Genomic DNA, 17098 nt, shown 5'->3' with positions numbered 1-17098 from the left:
AAAAAATAATCTGATTTATAAATCGAAAATCATTGATCTCAATATGAGGTGAAACTCTTCAAAATTCAAGAAAAAATAATAAAACTGCTATAAAAATTATTCTGAAATTTGAATGCGGGCAGAGGCGGTTGCATTGGCTGTGGCATAGGAACCCGGCGCATCAGTAAAACTGCCATCGGCTGCGAGGATAATTTGGCGTGAAGGTGCGCTACGACTCACACTGAGTTGTGTGCTTTGGGAAGAGTCCGTATCGTAATGTGCAGATTGCGCAATGACTTGAGCATTGGCTGGTGTGTTATTCGAGCCTGCAGAAATGTTAATCCCGCCCGCATATAGATTGCTATAACGGCTACTCACGCGGCGAACATAGTCTTGAGTTTCACGGAAGGGCGGAATACCGCCGTACTTTTGTACATTGCCTTCGCCAGCATTGTAGCCTGCAAGCGCAAGACTGGTGTTGCCGTTAAAGCGTTTCATCAGCCATGCCAAATACTTGGCACCTGCATTTATGTTCTGCTGTGGATCATATGCATTAGAGACATTAAAGCGCCGTGCTGTCGCAGGCATGAGTTGCATCAGCCCCTGAGCCCCAACAGGTGAGCGTGCGTTGACATTAAAGCCGGATTCGGTATGCATAACCGCTTTAATTAAGCCTTCAGAAACGCCATGGGTTTGAGCCGCTTGGCGAATAATGTGGTCAAAAGCATTTTTGTTACGACTATAACTGGGCAATACGGAAGATTCAGAAGCCCCCCAGTTACTATAACTGTGGATATTACTGTCTGGATAATAGGTTTTCTTTTCGACTTTTAAGTTGCTATAACGACTTTGTTTATTGGTTAACAAGGTCGTGCCGTTGGAATCTCTCAATTGGTAGATGGTTTGACCCGCGTGACAATCTAGTGCCATGAACGAAATCGTCATACACCCCAAAACGTAAAAACGACTCAAAAGCAGCTTATTTTTCATTATCTATTATTAATCGTAAAAAAATCGATTTCAGTGACTAGAAATGAGTTTAGCAAAAAAAGAACCGTCTGAAACTATTTTAAGTTCAAAAAATCCATGTCTTTGTAAAAATCAAGTCAAATTGTTGAGCAAGTAATCAAAAAAAATAATTAATTTATTTTTAATGAGGATTGCTTGACTGGGTTAAGTTATTGAAATTTAATATTAAATAAATTGATCAAAAAATGATCAATTTAAATAGAAGCCTTAAAGAGTGGGGGGAACACCCTGTCAAGTCGATTAGAATCCACAAAGTTATCCCCAGCTTTTGTGGAAAAATGTGGAAAAGTCCAAAACATAAGCAGTTCAGCTAAAATATGAACGCAATCGTTCAAAGTTAAACCGATTTCAATACATGAATATGACAGCAATGACAATTCATGAGAATTTACATTCTTTAGGTGCGAGATGGCTGTGAATCGGATAAAATTGCGCGGTATTTTTTTTTAGGTTTAACTCGTCTATGTTCTCGCCAGTTGAGTCCAATCAGGGATTTAATTTTAAACCAGAACTACCCACTAGCTCTGCGTATTATCGTCTGTTGAAAAAGTTACGCCGTCAGGTGGGTCATGCCATTCGCGATTTTAAAATGATCGAAGAAGGCGATAAAGTGATGGTCTGCATTTCCGGTGGTAAGGACAGTTATACCTTGCTCGATATTATGTTGCAGTTTAAACGCATTGCACCGATCAATTTTGATGTGGTGGCTGTGAATTTGGACCAGAAGCAACCCGGTTTCCCTGAGGACGTGTTACCACGTTATTTAGAAGAGAATAATATTCCCTACTATATCTTAGAAAAAGACACCTACAGCATCACCAAACGTTTAACGCCTGAAGGCAAAACCTACTGTGCAGTTTGTTCACGCTTACGCCGTGGCTCTTTATACGGCTTTGCGCAAGAAATTGGCGCGACCAAAGTAGCATTGGGGCATCATCGTGATGATATCTTGGCGACTTTCTTCTTAAATTTATTCCATGGCGGCAGCTTAAAGGCGATGCCTCCTAAATTGTTATCGTCAGATAAAAAGAATATCTTGATTCGCCCACTGGCTTATGTGGAAGAAAAAGACATCATTAAATATGCTGAAATGCGTCAGTTCCCGATTATTCCGTGTAACTTGTGTGGTTCACAGGAAAATCTGCAACGTGCCATGTTAAATGACATGTTGCGGGAGTGGGATAAAGCGCATCCGAAACGTTTACACAGTATTTTTGGTGCTTTACAAAATGTCTCGCCATCGCAGTTGGCGGATCGTGAGTTATTCGATTTTGAAGCGTTAGATAGCGAACGTGAATTCGACTTTAAAGGTGAAAGTTGTTCAACGGAAGATGAATCGGAGAACAAACGCATTAACATGGTTAATCTTGGCTTTGCAGTAGACTAATTTTGTCAGTTAGGCCAATGCAAAACACCAATCAATGATTGGTGTTTTTTTTATGTGGATGATTTTGATAAACTTTGTATAAGAAATATAAAATATGAACGGTACGTACAAAAAACTTTAGGCACATGTAGGATATACATGCTATAACAATCTCCGAGCATATTTAGCTTCACAATGATGCCGTCTGGATAGGCAGCACACAACGAACAAAGAATTGAGGAAACATCATGCCTGCTTTTTTAACTGATGATTGGTTTTCAACTGTAGAAACATTAACTGCTCAAGCGGGGAATTTGAACCTGCCGCCAGCACTTGCGAATCTTGCAATTAACTTAGTTGTTGCTGACAATGCGGGTAATACCGAATTATCTTTAGATGGCGGCGCAATTAAAAAAGGCTTGTCTTCAAACGCGAAAACAACCTTGAACATGGATGCTGAAACACTACGTAAAGTGTTCCTTGAGTTTGATATGGCTGCAGCAATGCAAGCGTTCATGACGGGTAAAATAAAAGTTCAAGGTGATATGTCACAGTTGATGGCATTGCAAACAGCGAAGCCAAGCCAAGAGCAAAAAGATTTATTTAAGAAAGTGCTTGAGCAAACGGCTTAAGTGTTCTGAAATAAAAAAAGCTTACCTTTATAGGTAAGCTTTTTTTATGCTGATAGAGATGATCTTTTAGATATTGACCAGCTGCGGCGTGGTTTTAATGTGCTCAAGATAAGCACGGATACGTGTCACATACTGTAGTGCTTGACGGTAACGGCCATTCTTTGCTTGGTTCTGTTGTAAGTAAGCATACAAATTGAGCCAGTTATTTGGGTCTTTACCTTGTGCCTGAATCCGTTTTTGAATCTGATTCACCGCACCCGGTCCCATATTGTAGGCAACCAGTGCATACCAGTTCCGGTCAGGGAATGGGATATCCCCATAGCGACTCAGCATTTGGTCGTAGTACTTGGCACCACCTTGGATGCTTTGCGTTGGATCGGTACGGTTACTCACACCCATGGCTTTGGCTGTGCTATTGGTCAACATCATCAAACCACGTACACCAGTGGGAGAAACGGAGTTCGGTTTAAGATAAGACTCTTGATAACCAATCGCTGCTAATAAGTGCCAATCTAAATCGTACTTTTGCGCTGTACTTTTAAAACTGGCCTTATAGATTGGCATACGCTGACGCAAATCACGTTGAATCGTATTCCAGTTTTCAGGTTTCACGACATTGCGGTTGTAAAAAGAGGCCAATTGACCAATTGAACCAGATTGTTTACCACGGCAGACAAATCCACTCGCCGTTTGCGTCAATGGATCATTCGCATGTTTAAACACCCAGTTCAGTTCAGTATTGAGGCCATTTTTACGTAAAACGTTTAAATCACCACAAGTTGCAGAAAAGGTTGCGAGACTTTTTTGTTCAATCGTTTGAACACTTGCCGTCGTCATTGCAAAATTTGCTTTGCCCTGTGCTACCCATTTCAGTGCTGTAGCATTATCGGGGACGGTTTTGAAGTCTAGCTTTACATTTAAGCTGTCTGCATAGTTACGTGCAAGGTCATAACCAAAACCATGCAAATGCTGACCATCTTTAAAAACGGTCGTTGGGTTTTCCACTGAAACGACAGTCAATTTATTATGATTGACGACGTTATCATATTGGTAGGTCTTACTTGCATTAATACTATGAAATGGAATTAACAAAGTACTTAAAGCAAGGGCTTTCAACGGGAGAGAGAAAGTTAATGAATTAAGGCAAAGCCTCGATCCAGAAGTTGAACTACTGTGCATGTTGTCTCCGCTACAAGTAATTTATGCCCTAGAACGCAAAGGCAAAAACATGCCTTAAAACGAGTTCAAGTTGTCTAAATTCAATAAGAGGTTGGGCATTCATGACGTCATTCAAAATGACATGGGATTAAGAAGATTATGTAGAAAAACTACATAGATTAAAAAATAGGCAACTAATTTAAGATGTGCGCATAATATATAGCAATTTTAAAAGTGTCAAATTTTGTGCAATATTTTTTTGAAAAATGTAACATAACAATTTAATTTAATTCAGGAATTTATTTTATAAACTTCTGTTGTGGAGAAATAAGGGATAAAATAATCCTTTGTTGTAAATCAATAAGCAGATTTAGACGGCATTCATCATGAAATCAAACTTAATTACACGTGCAGGTCACGACAAATTGGTGGCGGAATTAAAGCAGCTTTGGCATGAAGAACGCCCTGAAATTACCAAGAAAGTAAACTGGGCGGCGAGCCTTGGTGACCGTAGTGAAAACGCGGATTATCAGTACAACAAACAGATCTTACGTAAGATTGATCGACGGGTTCGCTACTTGGGAAAACGCCTCGAAGAACTTCGTATTATCGACTTTTCTGAAGAGCAGGCTGGCAAGATTTATTTTGGCGCTTGGGTCGAGATTGAAAATGACGCAGGGGAGCAAAAAACCTTACGCATCGTCGGGGTGGATGAAATTTACGATCATCACCCGCAGCACATCTCCATCGACTCACCGATGGCACGTGCTTTACTGTCCAAACAAGTCGATGATGAAATTGAAGTGTTGACGCCAACTGGAAAAAAACACTGGTATGTCAATTCAATTCGTTATGACAGACCTGAAAGTTCAGAGAACTAAAAGATTTTGTTTTAATTTTAGCCACTTGGTGTGATTTTTGAAGAAAAGTATTTGCCAAGTAGATTGAATGTTTATATGATGTCGCCCATGGAAGCGTGGCAGAGCGGTTTAATGCACCGGTCTTGAAAACCGACGAGGGTGTGAGTCCTCCGTGAGTTCGAATCTCACCGCTTCCGCCAAATTCAAAAAACCCTGACTGAGTCAGGGTTTTTTTATGCCTTTTTTAAATTAATTTCTAAAAGATGCCAGAGTTATCGCTCAATTTTCTGGCATATGTAGGCTGTAAAGTTAATATCTTATTGAGATTGAATATTTTTTAGCTGAATAGTGGCTTTTTGAAGGCCGTGAGATGAAAAATATTTGCCAAAAAATATTTTTATTTATATGATAGCGCCCATGGAAGCGTGGCAGAGCGGTTTAATGCACCGGTCTTGAAAACCGACGAGGGTGTGAGTCCTCCGTGAGTTCGAATCTCACCGCTTCCGCCAAATTATTTTTAAATACAAATTAAAACGAATCATTAATCGATAACCCAAGTTTAAGTTGGGCCATTACGTCAAGTAGTGTGGGGAACACCACATAGATCGGCAGTGATCAAATTCTAAAAAAAGCAGTCAGACCTTCTCTTACTGCTTTTTTTATTTAAGGTATTTAACCTTCTTTTATAACTATTGAGCTGTCCAACTCGATCCCTTTTTAGATTCACTATTCGTTTTAGGCAAACAGTTATAGAGACTATGCAGTTGTAATGCGTAGCAGTCATTTCTGTAGATCAGTTTTTCGAAAGTTTCTCAATTTCTCAGATGGGTTTTTTTAGCATCCTTCGTTTGGTTTATCTAGCAACTCATTACCTCTAAGTTGGAACTACATATGCTTTGTAAAAGTATAGAGCGATTGTTCCGTTTCGCTTTCTATCAACCGTCATTGTAATGGGGTGATTGAAGGGTATTCTCCTGTATTTGATTCATCTGATATTTCCTTCATTAAATAAGCAAGGTGACTTGCATATTTTTACAGATTCTATAAATTAGGTAGATCGGTCTACTTAGTTGAGTGTGATGAATACGAAAACTGCGAAACAGAAAATTTTAGATGCAGCTGCAATTCTGTTTTATAACGATGGCATCACCAGTACAGGGATTAACAGCATTACCGATAAGGCCAAAGTTGCCAAAATGTCCTTATATAATAATTTCCCGACGAAGGCTGACTTGATCACTTCTTATATAGAAGCACGGCATCAAGAGTGGTTAGATTTGTATGCGCTTCGAAACCAACAGGCAAATACCCCTATTGATAAAATTGTTGCGGTTTTTGAAGCCTATCAAGATCATGCTGAGTTTGCCTATGAAAAAGGTTTTCGGGGCTGCGGTTTGTTGAATGCTGCTGCTGAGTTCCCAGCGCACAGCGCCGAGCGCTTGGCTGTAAAACGGCATAAGGATGAAATTGAAAACATTATCTCTACACAGCTTGCCAATATCATTTCGGACGCATACAAGGTCAAACAAATGGCTTTGTTATTGTCTTTTATTTTAGAGGGATCGATTGCGCGAGCAGGCTTGGAAAGCTCGAGTGAAAAAGTACAAGCTGCAACAGCGATGGTGAAAACACTTTTAGCACAGGAAATCAGTACGTGAATCAGTCTGTTTCTGCGGTACCGAATTATGGTTTCATCGCGGTGCTGTTCGCTGCTTTTCTATGGGGAACGACGGGCACAGTCGCATCTTTTGCACCTAATTTGAGTCCTTTGGCTGTTGGCGCTGCGGCGATGGGCGGTGGTGGACTGTTGCAGGCACTTTTGGCGCGAAAAAGTATCATCTACCATCTGGCACATATCAAAGCCAATGCGGTGATGCTCGGTGTAGGCGTAATTGCGGTTTTTATTTATCCTTTAGCCTTTTATTCATCGATGCACTATGCAGGCATCACCATTGGTACGGTCGTGTCGATTGGTACGGCGCCTTTATTTACTGCACTTTTAGAAAGGGTGTTTGACCGAAAAGCACTTTCGATGACATGGCTGATGAGTTTCGTATTGGGAGTGACGGGCGTTGCGCTACTTTCTCTCGGGGAATCACATGCTGTAGCAACCACGGAGCATTTGTCCCAAAATCGACAAATGTTGGGTATTGCTTTAGGGGCGGTTGCGGGATTGACCTATGCTTTATATTCTTGGGCGGCAAAACGAATGATTGACCAAGGAATGGATGCAAAAGCGTCTATGGGGCTCATCTTCGGACTTGGTTCTTTATTATTACTTCCGACTTTATGGATAACAGGTTCAAACTTGTTTGAAGAAAACATCAACCTTTATGTCGTGGGTTATATGATGTTGATCCCAATGTTTTTGGGCTATGTTTTATTTGGATATGGCTTAAAAACCGTGCCTGCCAGTAAAGCCATTACCTTGACCTTGTTTGAACCTTTAGTTGCTGCTGTTTTTGCAATCCTGTTGGTGGGGGAACAACTTGCACCAATCGGTTGGATTGGGATGGTTTTAATTTCAATCTGCTTAGCATTGCAGACTAAAGCAAAGTAAATTTTTTGCTTCAGACATTCGTTGGTGCATAAAGCATATTTGCCGGGTGTCGGGAAATCTGATGCCTAGTTGGACTAAGCATCAATCTTATTTCAGTGAAATGGGTTATACACCTTAAATCCTTAGAGGTATTTAAGAATGCGAATGTGTTTGTTTTTATGTTTAAAGGCTGAGAATTTTAACATCAACGGATAGAGAGCCACAGTTAAAATAATCGAAATGAGCCAGAGAGTGGAGACATGATCGACGCCGAAGTATTCACCATGGGTCGTGCCAAACAATGCGACCGCAATGAGATAGAGGGCTTTCAACATATATAAGTGTACGATATAGAAAAACATCGGCACGGAACCAAAGACAATCAAGGGCTTGATCCAAGGTTTACTTTCAACCTTTTGAAGTAACACTAACAGGATTAAGCCTAGTCCGACATTCCACAAAATAAACAGCAGCGATGGCGGATACTTGGTCAAGTTCAAAAAACTCATAACGGTTTCAGTGCTGGTCGACATGATTGACCATGCTTGGTCGCCATAGAGATTGATCATTCTTAAAATGATAAATAAGCTGATACTGGCAAGCCCGAAGCCTAACAAGATTTGATTTCTTTTTGCGACATCATGTGTGCTGTTAAATACGGTATGACCGATGCAATAGCCGAGGGTAATTACCCCAATCCAAGGCAGTACTGGGTAAGAGGTTCTAAAACGAATCAGATCTCCAAATTCGATCCAACCACGTTCATGTAAAATAAACCACAGATTTTGCAGGGTCGGCATCTGCGAAAATGACACTTGATCCAGCGCATTATGTCCAAAAATAATACCGAGACTGATCACCCAGAGCCATTTTTGCGATAGCCCAATCAAGCCTGCTAAAACTACCATACTGAGACCAATGGCCCAAATCACTTGTAAATAGATGACATCAGGCGGGAACTGTCCAGTCCAAGCGAAGTTGATAATGATCAGTTCGAGAAAAATTAGAAATAGACCGCGCTTGAGTAAAAATTCACGGGTCATTTGAACACTGTTGTTTTTTGCTTGGTAAAGATAAGCCGATAAGCCTGTTAATACCACAAAAACAGGGGCACATAAGTGAGCCAAGATTCGGCTAAAGAAAAGGGATTCTTCGGTTCCTGGAATCAGCATGGGGTCGGGGACTTGCTGGTGCAGATAAAAAGTTTCTCTGACATGGTCGACCATCATAATCAGAATAACCAATCCTCTGAGGGCGTCAATCGCTTGTAAACGTTGTGAAGGTGTAGACATAAGATGAATTGAAAATTAGTGTTATGGTATAATGTAACATTTATTTCAATCATTTATATCTAAAATTTAATCAGCAAAATTTATATGTAATCCAATGATTCGAGATGAAGTATCAAAGGTAGATGCATTATTTTATAGACGACTGGTCTATTATTGATTTATAGTGTGGATATGAAACGATCAGACAAAAGCGAAGCAACACGACTACACATTTTAAATAGCAGTTTTCAACTGGTATTACATAAAGGTTTTGTCGGAGTGGGCTTACAGGAAATTCTAAAGAATTGTGATGTGCCGAAAGGTTCATTCTATTACTACTTTGCTTCGAAAGAGGCTTTCGGCTGTGCGCTACTCCAGCAGTATCTGGCCGACTATAAGGTCAAAATCGATCAGCTGATACAGCAAGAACAGCGAAGCGCCTATGCAAGCCTGATGGCACTTTGGCAAGCATGGATTGATAACTCATCACATATTGAAAGTGATGTTGAACATCATAGCGATGGGGGATGGGCGGAGAATTGTTTAATCGTCAAATTGGCAGCAGAAGTCTCAGATTTATCTGAAGATATGCGTCAGATTTTGAACTTCGGGGTGCGTAAGTTAACAGAACGTATTTCGGGTCTAATCCAAGCCGGGCAGCAAGATGGTTCAATTCCAGCGCATATTGACGCTGAAAGAATGGCACAAACCATGTATCAATTGTGGTTGGGAGCAGCTTTATTGGCAAGACTGGCCCGAGATAAGCAGCCCCTTTACCTCGCTTTGGAAACTACCCAGCAACTATTACAGCCGATAAAGGAATAGCAAATGCAAAGTATTATTCATCACCAGTTTGGTGAACCTGTTGACGTCTTGGAAGCTGCAGATATGCCGCAACCTGAACCGAAAGCGGGTGAAGTACGTATTAAAATGATTCTATCGCCAATGCATAACCACGATGTGTGGACAGTGCGTGGTGGTTATGGTTATAAACCAACACTGCCTGCAATTGGTGGTAGCGAAGCTGTGGGTGTGATTGATGCGCTTGGTGAGGGTGTACAAGGCGTATCGGTAGGGCAGCGCGTAGCAGTTGCTGCAGTTCATGGCAGTTGGGCCGAGTATTTTATTGCGCCAGCGCATGGCGTCGTGCCTTTAACTGACGCGATTGATGATGAAACGGCAGCGCAGTTGATTGGGATGCCGATCAGTGCACTGATGCTTTTAGATTTTATCGATTTACCAGCAGATTCGTGGTTGATTCAGAACACTGCCAATGGTGCGGTGGGTAAAACCGTGGCAATGATTGCAAAAGCGCGTGGTCAAAAGGTAATTCATTTGGTTCGCCGTACTGAGGCTGTAGCTGAAATGCAGGCCTTAGGCATTCAAAATGTGGTAGCAACAGACCAAGCTGATTGGAAAGAACAAGTCAAAGCGATTCATGCAGATCAGCCACTGATTGCGGGTGTAGATTCCATTGGTGGTCAGGCCAGTGGTGAAATGTTGGCTTTACTGAGCAAAAATAGTCTATTGGCTTCATTTGGCAGCATGACGGGCGAGACCATGCAGATTTCTTCGGGAGATCTGATTTTTAAACAAGCTACAGTCAAAGGTTTTTGGGCGAGTGTGGTGAATAAGCAATTATGTGCTGAACGCAAAAAAGCGTTAATTGTGGAGTTATTGACGCTTGCTGCACAGAAAAAATTACTGCTGCCTGTTGAAGGCATCTTCAGCTTCGCACAAATTAAAGATGCAGCACTGAAAGCGACGCAAGGCGCACGTCAGGGTAAAGTACTTTTGAAACCTTAAGCGGTTTCGACTTAGATCAGCTGTGAAGCTGATCTAGCATCATTCATTAAAAATAAGGATAAAGCATATGATGGGACAAATTTTGATTGCTTTAATTGCACTGTTGCATGTGTATATTTTAGTTTTAGAGATGTTTTTATGGGATAAGCCCTATGGCTTAAAAGCCTTTGGCAATACGACTGAAAAAGCACAGCTGACCAAAGTCATGGCGCAAAATCAGGGTTTATATAATGGTTTCTTGGCTGCAGGTCTATTTTGGGCGTTATGTGCACCTGAAACTTACGCACTGCCACTGGCCAATTTCTTTTTAGGCTGCGTTTTGGTTGCTGGCATTTATGGTGGTCTGACCGCCAGTAAGAAAATTATCTACATTCAAGCTTTACCTGCTGCTGTGGCATTACTTGCGGTGAATTTTCTCTAAGCCAAGTGAAAAAGCTGCTTGAGCTCTGCATTAAAAAAGCCAACGTCTAGACGTTAGCTTTTATTGTGGGTGATGACTTATTTGACTTCAGGCAAATCAAACCAAATCACTTGTGCATCTTCCAAGGCTTTAACGGCACTTGCTTCTAAGAACGCAATTGCGTCACCTGCATGAAGAGTATGTTCTGCAACTTGGATTGAACCTGAAATCACATGCACGTAGTTAATATGCTGTGTAGCTTTAACTTCTAGTATTTGCTCTTTTTCAATCACAGCCGTTTTGACTTCGGCATCTTGACGAATATGCATTGCAGCATTGTCATTTGGCCCACAAATCGCATGCCATTGATTTGGCTGCTCATGCGGATCAAGACGAATCTGTTGATAGGTTGGTGCAGCATCTCTTTGATTTGGGGTAATCCAAATTTGTAGCAAATGTACTGGCTCATCACCCTGATTCATTTCACTGTGCTGTACACCTGTACCTGCACTCATCAGTTGCCATTCACCTGCCGAAATACCGCCGTGGTTACCCATGCTATCTTTATGGGTGATGGTACCTTTGAGCACACAGGTCAAGATTTCCATATTGTCATGTGGATGTTGCCCAAAACCTTGATGACCCGCGACCAAGTCATCATTGATCACACGTAATGCACTTACGCCCATATATTGAGGGTTATACCAACTGCCAAAAGAAAAGCTGTGTTTAGACTCTAGCCAGCCGATATTGACATGACCACGGTCTTGACTGCGATGAATAAATGCATCCATTTTCAACTCCAATCTTATTTTTAATCTATGGAGTAATTTTAGCGTTTTATATTTATCGCTAAAATAGTGAATTTGCAATGTTGCGTTTCAATATTGAAATGATTGAACGCAACATTGCAGCCTTAGTTTAAATCACAATACCGTACGCGGAAATCTTTCCAGACGTAGTTTTTGCCTTGCGCATATTCAGCTAAAAATTGTTGATGTAGCTTCGGCTGCTGTTGCATCCAGTCATTGCCCCATTTCACACCGAGCGGAGCCGCTTTGTCTTTAAAAACAAAATAGTCATCAAGGCAAGTACTGCTTTCAACGGAGAGTGGTACATCTTGATCATCGAGATAATTTTCATAATTAATAGAGTTCGGTGAATTCTTTAAGAACACTTTGTCACTGGCGGTGAGCAGAATTTTTTGTTCAAAGTGCTTCAATTGACCTTGTTTGTATTCATAACGGGTTTCAAGGTTATAAGGATGCACGGTTTGGTAGTCGCCCGGGGACTTGGTACTGTATTCAAGTATTGCATTATTATAATCTGATAAGTCTTCATCCCATTTGGGGCCAAAACTCATTCCATCTTCAATGATTGGAGCCACAAATTGCACGCGGTGGAGCTGTTTGCCATTCGTGTCGATTTCAATAATTTCATAGCTGTATCGGTAGCGATTGTTGGCATAGATGGCGTTCATGGCCGCATTGGCTTTTAACTCTGTAGGAGTATAGGCATAGTGAGTACGAAAAATCAGTGCGAGATGCTTCGCGACGGGCATAATCGAAAACAGCTCATGATCTTTGACTGTATTGTCGAGTTGAGGCTGTAGGGTTATTTTTTCTCGATTTTCAGCATATGCCTCGCCTATTGAAAAAACCGCAGAGTGGGGCTGGTTTAAATAAAGTAGTTTAGGCTTTGCTCCTGTTCGAATCGCGTAATAGTGAATCGGAGATTTACCTGCGATGACGTAATAGCGTGCATTCAAAAGAGGCTCTCTGAGACTGTCTTCCTCTGGAATGTATTGGGGATGGCGGGTTTTTTCATGATCATCCAGACTGTCAAATGGATGGTCAGATTCCACCGCATAAGCAGAAGCATCCACGCTGGTCACGATTTCTTCATCTAATTCGGCAAAGCTATAAGTTGAGAAAGATAGTAAGCAGGCCACGGGCAGTATTATTTTTAAGGCGTTCATCGTCATTTTTATATTGTTGTAATTGAAAAAAGGTGCTCTCAAGAGAACACCTTTTATAGCGTAAATACCTTAGAAAGCCAATTATTCTAAGAATTTAACCGTAACACCTGACTTCACTTTTTTGCCAAGATCATTGGCATCCCAGTTGGTCAAACGGATACAACCGTGTGATGCTGTTTTAGAAATAGCTGAAGGGTTTGGTGTACCGTGAATACCAAATGATTTTTTGCTTAAACCAATCCAGATATTCCCTACAGGACCGTTTGGACCCGGTGGTAGAGAAAGTGGTTTTAAGTTTTTGCCCTGTACAAAGTTACTTGGTGAGTAGCTATACCATGGATTTGGCGCAACACCCGTAACTTTATAAGTACCCGTTGGAGACGGAGTGTCTGAGCTACCAATGGTTGCAGGGAAAGAACCAATCATTTGGTTGCGGCTGTTAAATAAATACAGCTGTTTTGCACCTTTGTGCGCAACAATCAAGTGAATGTCTTCTGGCACTTCATTGCGGATATTGGCCACAATAATTTTTTCGCCCGCTTTTTTGAAGGTTGCTTTTGGATTTAACTTCTGCAAGAAGTCTTCATCCATATGGAACTTTTCACCTAGCATTTCAGTCACACGAGTGTAGTACAAACCTTTCATTTTGGCTTGTAGTGCATAATCGCGTGGAATTGATGCAGCATAAGGACCTTTTAGGTCTGCTTCGGTAATGGTGTATTCAATAAATGCAGGTTTAGAACCTTGGCTTGCCATTAGAGCATCCCAAGTTTCTTTGGTTAAGGTACCTGTTGCTTTTAAGCCGCTCATTTGCTGGAAAGAGGCAATGGCTTTGAGGGTATTTTTACCGCTCATGCCATCAATTGCACCCGGAGACGCATGCGCATTATTCAACATCACGTGAGCACGTGCATAGACAGGGAATTGGCCTTTACCAATATTGTCAAACCATTCTGCACTGTTTAAACCATTTAATGTCCACGATGCTTTTGCTGCAGCAGGATTGGTCGTCGTGGTGGTCGGTGCAGTAGTGGTTGTGCTTGGTGCAGCACCAACGTCAGCTGTTTTATCTTCAGATTGTTCAAGTTGATCTAAAGTTTGCGAAGCTTGGTTTAAGTCTGCTTGTTCTTTTGCTGTAATTTGGTTGTTTGCAACCGCAGTAGAAGCTGAAGCGACATCTGTTGCTAAAGGATCAATAGGATCTTGAACTGAAGTATCAATGATCTTTTTTGGCGTCAAGGGTTGTTCAGTAGTAGATGCAGCAAACGCTGTACCAGCAAGAATGCAACTTAAACTCATCGCGAGTATTGTGCGAACGAACATGTAATTCAACCTTAAGAATTATTCATTTACAAAGTAAAAACTAGTGAAGTATTACAGAAAAAAGATGGAGATGCAGTATTTGTTTTGTGTAAATATTCGTTTGCATCTTTGTCCTGATCGAATTTTAGTGTTATGAGAAGTTATTAAAAATTCGACCTTTTTGTTATGATGGTGGGCAAATTTAATTGAGATGGGAAAGTAAATGACGACGCTTAAAAATGATCGTTTTCTACGTGCTTTATTACGTGAACCTGTAGATACCACACCCGTCTGGATGATGCGTCAAGCAGGGCGTTATTTACCTGAATATCGTGCAACCCGTGCTCAAGCGGGTGATTTCCTTTCGCTGTGTAAAAATAACGAATTTGCGTGTGAAGTAACTTTACAGCCTTTACGTCGTTATGAGCTCGACGCTGCCATTTTATTTTCAGATATTTTAACTGTACCCGATGCTTTGGGTTTAGGGCTTTATTTTGAAGCTGGGGAAGGGCCTAAATTTCATAAAACGGTTCGTACTGAACAAGATGTGGCGAATTTACCTCAGTTTAATGCCGCGTCTGATCTCGACTATGTGATGAATGCGGTCAAGACGATCCGTTCAGCGCTTGGCGGCCAAGTGCCATTAATTGGTTTTTCAGGCAGTCCTTGGACGCTGGCAACTTATATGGTTGAAGGTGGTTCGAGCAAAGACTTCCGTTTCACCAAACAAATGATGTATGCGCAACCTGAAGTTTTACATGCGCTGCTCGATCGTTTGGCTGATGCGGTAATTGACTATCTAAATGCGCAAATTGATGCAGGTGCTCAAGCCGTACAGATTTTTGACAGTTGGGGCGGGGCGCTAGCACACCGTGAATATTTAGAATTTTCTTTAAAATACATGCAAAAAATTGTTGCAGGTTTAAAACGTGAAAATGAAGGACGTAAAGTTCCTGTGATTTTATTCACCAAAGGTGGCGGTCAGTGGTTAGAGCCAATGGTGGCAACAGGGGCAGATGCTTTTGGCCTAGATTGGACGACGCCATTAAATGTGGCTCGCCAAACGGTGGCTGGCCGTGTGGCACTGCAAGGTAACTTAGACCCTGCAACATTATATGGTTCGCATGAGGCCATTGTGAAAGCCACCAAAGCCATGCTAGATGACGCTTATGCAGGCGGTGAGAAAACGGGTTATGTTGCAAACTTAGGGCACGGTATTACTCAGTGGGTTGATCCTGAAAACCCGAAAGCCTTTATTGATACTGTGCATGAATACAGTGCCAAATATCTCTAAGTTTCACAGCTTCAATTCAATTAGGGTTCATGCGTGATCACGATTTTAAAATCATGTTTTGAGTTCTCATCTAAGGCAGCTTCGGCTGCCTTATTTGGGATATTACTGTTATTGGCTTTTGCCTTCACAGCCAGTATGGGAAGTCAGGAATATTTCGGTTTTTTCCGTTATGACTATCTATTGTTTTATGCCGTGCTGATTCAAGTTTGTCTGCTGTACTTAAAACTCGAGTCTTGGGCAGAAGCCAAAGTGATTGCGCTATTTCACATGATGGCAATGGTGATGGAAATCTTTTTGACCCATCCGCAAATTGCGTCTTGGCAATATCCGCATCCCGCCGCGTTTAAAATTCTCACCGTGCCGTTGTTTGCAGGTTTTATGTATTCGGCTGTGGGCAGTTTTTTTGCGCGCTCATTGCGTCTTTATCAGGTTTCTTTTGAGCACTTGCCCCGTTTCTCCTCCATGCTAACCTTGGCGGTGTTGTCTTATATCAACTTTATGTCCAAATTTTTTGTTCCCGATATTCGTTATTTTTTATTTACGTGGAGTGTCGTGCTGTTTTGGAAAACCAAGATTGGCTTTGAATTACAACAGCATCGTTTTCAACTGCCGATGTTACCCGTACTTTTATTGTTGGCTTTTATTATTTGGATTGCGGAAAATATCAGTACTTTTTACCAAATTTGGTTATACCCAAGTCAAGTCGATGCATGGCATATGGTCGGTTGGGGTAAACTTGGATCATGGTATTTATTGCTACTCTTAAGTTTGGTGTTGGTGTTAAAAATTTTAGGCAAACGAGACCTACGCGGTAATTGGTCCTTATATCGCTCATAAATTTTTTTATATATACCTCTTCACTTTAGTATAAATTGTTTTGCGTTATGCGGCTGTTACCGTTATCTTACAGGAGTGTAGATTAAAATATACACGACACGGAACAATAAAAAATACTCGGACATAATCGAGTCTGGAGAATACATATGTTGAAAAAAATAGCATTGGCTGCGGTTTTGGCAGTTGGTTCGACCGCTACATTTGCAGATAATGATGTCGGTTGTGGTATTGGTTCAGAAATTTGGGCTGGTCAGTCAGGTAAAGTCGCTAAAATCTTAGCGGGTACAACAAACGGTATTTTTGCTAACCAACTTTTTGGTATCACTTTTGGTACTTTAGGGTGTAGTGGTACAGGTACTGTGACTGCTCAGGCTGTAACATTTACAAACGAAAATGCTGAAGCCTTGGCGCGTGACATGGCAGTCGGTGAGGGTGAAAGTCTGAATGTCCTTGCTGAATTACTCAACATTCAATCTGGTGATAAAGCACGTTTCTTTGAACTTTCTAAACAAAACTTCGCAAAAATCTATTCAGCTGAAAACCAAGATGCGCTTCAAGTTTTAGCATCATTACAAGCTGTAATGGCAACTGATGACGTATTGAAAGCATACGTTTAATTGCACCATAAAACCCTGCCATTCGGCAGG

At 41.3% G+C, this 17098-nt stretch carries 17 protein-coding genes and 2 tRNA genes; 13 read left to right on the top strand and 6 right to left on the bottom strand.

The annotated features are described in order from the left end of the window. Positions 1-96: 96 nt before the first annotated feature. Entirely contained in the window at positions 97-969 is an 873-nt protein-coding gene (locus tag KVY11_RS11455) for a lytic transglycosylase domain-containing protein (protein WP_218289004.1), read from the bottom strand. Positions 970-1471: 502 nt separating this feature from the next. On the opposite strand from KVY11_RS11455, the gene ttcA reads away from it, so the two are divergent. Further along, entirely contained in the window at positions 1472-2395 is a 924-nt protein-coding gene (gene ttcA, locus KVY11_RS11450; protein ID WP_218289003.1) for a tRNA 2-thiocytidine(32) synthetase TtcA, read from the top strand. 227 nt (positions 2396-2622) lie between these two features. Then, positions 2623-3006, top strand: a complete 384-nt coding sequence (locus KVY11_RS11445) for an SCP2 sterol-binding domain-containing protein (protein ID WP_004695646.1) — start codon at positions 2623-2625, stop codon at positions 3004-3006. A gap of 66 nt (positions 3007-3072) precedes the next feature. On the opposite strand, the gene KVY11_RS11440 is transcribed toward KVY11_RS11445, so the two are convergent. Then, positions 3073-4185 carry a transglycosylase SLT domain-containing protein gene (locus KVY11_RS11440; protein WP_218289002.1) on the bottom strand — a complete coding sequence of 371 codons (1113 nt, stop codon included), beginning with the start codon at positions 4183-4185 and terminating at the stop codon, positions 3073-3075. 365 nt (positions 4186-4550) lie between these two features. Between KVY11_RS11440 and greB the strand changes: the two genes are divergently transcribed. The 5 genes from greB to KVY11_RS11415 all read left to right on the top strand — a co-directional run bounded on the left by greB (position 4551) and on the right by KVY11_RS11415 (position 7584). After that, positions 4551-5045 (top strand): transcription elongation factor GreB, encoded by a 495-nt coding sequence (gene greB / locus KVY11_RS11435; protein WP_004695648.1) that lies wholly within the window; start codon positions 4551-4553, stop codon positions 5043-5045. Positions 5046-5134: 89 nt separating this feature from the next. Beyond that, positions 5135-5224, top strand: a tRNA-Ser gene (locus KVY11_RS11430). Between the two features lie 219 nt (positions 5225-5443). Then, positions 5444-5533: transfer RNA gene (locus tag KVY11_RS11425), tRNA-Ser, on the top strand. 570 nt (positions 5534-6103) lie between these two features. Then, positions 6104-6682: a TetR/AcrR family transcriptional regulator gene (locus KVY11_RS11420; protein WP_148825668.1), complete on the top strand. Its 579-nt coding sequence runs from the start codon at positions 6104-6106 to the stop codon at positions 6680-6682. Next, positions 6679-7584: an EamA family transporter gene (locus KVY11_RS11415; protein WP_218289001.1), complete on the top strand. Its 906-nt coding sequence runs from the start codon at positions 6679-6681 to the stop codon at positions 7582-7584. Before KVY11_RS11420 ends, KVY11_RS11415 begins: the two co-directional genes overlap by 4 nt. 122 nt (positions 7585-7706) lie before the next feature. Here the strand turns inward: KVY11_RS11415 and KVY11_RS11410 are convergent, their stop codons facing one another. Further along, the gene (locus tag KVY11_RS11410; RefSeq protein WP_218289000.1) at positions 7707-8855 is read right to left on the bottom strand and encodes a DUF1624 domain-containing protein; all 1149 of its coding nucleotides are present in this window, start codon (positions 8853-8855) and stop codon (positions 7707-7709) included. A 171-nt stretch (positions 8856-9026) separates the two neighbouring features. Here KVY11_RS11410 and KVY11_RS11405 point away from each other — a divergent pair, with 171 nt between their 5' ends. The 3 genes from KVY11_RS11405 to KVY11_RS11395 all read left to right on the top strand — a co-directional run bounded on the left by KVY11_RS11405 (position 9027) and on the right by KVY11_RS11395 (position 11061). After that, positions 9027-9659, top strand: a complete 633-nt coding sequence (locus tag KVY11_RS11405; RefSeq protein WP_218288999.1) for a TetR/AcrR family transcriptional regulator — start codon at positions 9027-9029, stop codon at positions 9657-9659. Positions 9660-9662: 3 nt separating this feature from the next. Further along, on the top strand, positions 9663-10640 hold the full coding sequence (locus KVY11_RS11400) for a zinc-binding dehydrogenase (protein ID WP_218288998.1): 978 nt from the start codon (positions 9663-9665) through the stop codon (positions 10638-10640). A gap of 67 nt (positions 10641-10707) precedes the next feature. Further along, complete coding sequence (locus tag KVY11_RS11395; protein ID WP_218288997.1) at positions 10708-11061, top strand: DUF1304 domain-containing protein; 354 nt, start codon at positions 10708-10710, stop codon at positions 11059-11061. 77 nt (positions 11062-11138) lie between these two features. Here the strand turns inward: KVY11_RS11395 and KVY11_RS11390 are convergent, their stop codons facing one another. The 3 genes from KVY11_RS11390 to KVY11_RS11380 form a co-directional block, all read right to left on the bottom strand. Beyond that, the gene (locus tag KVY11_RS11390; RefSeq protein ID WP_218288996.1) at positions 11139-11834 is read right to left on the bottom strand and encodes a pirin-like bicupin family protein; all 696 of its coding nucleotides are present in this window, start codon (positions 11832-11834) and stop codon (positions 11139-11141) included. Between the two features lie 122 nt (positions 11835-11956). Further along, positions 11957-13018 (bottom strand): hypothetical protein, encoded by a 1062-nt coding sequence (locus KVY11_RS11385; protein WP_256350752.1) that lies wholly within the window; start codon positions 13016-13018, stop codon positions 11957-11959. Positions 13019-13099: 81 nt separating this feature from the next. Beyond that, on the bottom strand, positions 13100-14341 hold the full coding sequence (locus KVY11_RS11380; protein ID WP_218288994.1) for a L,D-transpeptidase: 1242 nt from the start codon (positions 14339-14341) through the stop codon (positions 13100-13102). Positions 14342-14543: 202 nt separating this feature from the next. On the opposite strand from KVY11_RS11380, the gene hemE reads away from it, so the two are divergent. The 3 genes from hemE to KVY11_RS11365 all read left to right on the top strand — a co-directional run bounded on the left by hemE (position 14544) and on the right by KVY11_RS11365 (position 17068). Then, complete coding sequence (gene hemE / locus KVY11_RS11375; RefSeq protein ID WP_218288993.1) at positions 14544-15614, top strand: uroporphyrinogen decarboxylase; 1071 nt, start codon at positions 14544-14546, stop codon at positions 15612-15614. A 36-nt stretch (positions 15615-15650) separates the two neighbouring features. After that, on the top strand, positions 15651-16451 hold the full coding sequence (locus KVY11_RS11370; protein ID WP_218289029.1) for a DUF817 family protein: 801 nt from the start codon (positions 15651-15653) through the stop codon (positions 16449-16451). A 146-nt stretch (positions 16452-16597) separates the two neighbouring features. Next, positions 16598-17068 carry a DUF3015 family protein gene (locus KVY11_RS11365; protein WP_218288992.1) on the top strand — a complete coding sequence of 157 codons (471 nt, stop codon included), beginning with the start codon at positions 16598-16600 and terminating at the stop codon, positions 17066-17068. Positions 17069-17098: the final 30 nt, after the last annotated feature.

The sequence above is a fragment of the Acinetobacter sp. CWB-G5 genome (genome assembly GCF_019209785.1).
Lineage (GTDB): Bacteria > Pseudomonadota > Gammaproteobacteria > Pseudomonadales > Moraxellaceae > Acinetobacter > Acinetobacter johnsonii.
The sequence above is the reverse complement of the archived record's forward strand: the minus strand, read 5'-3'. Positions and strand labels throughout refer to the sequence as shown.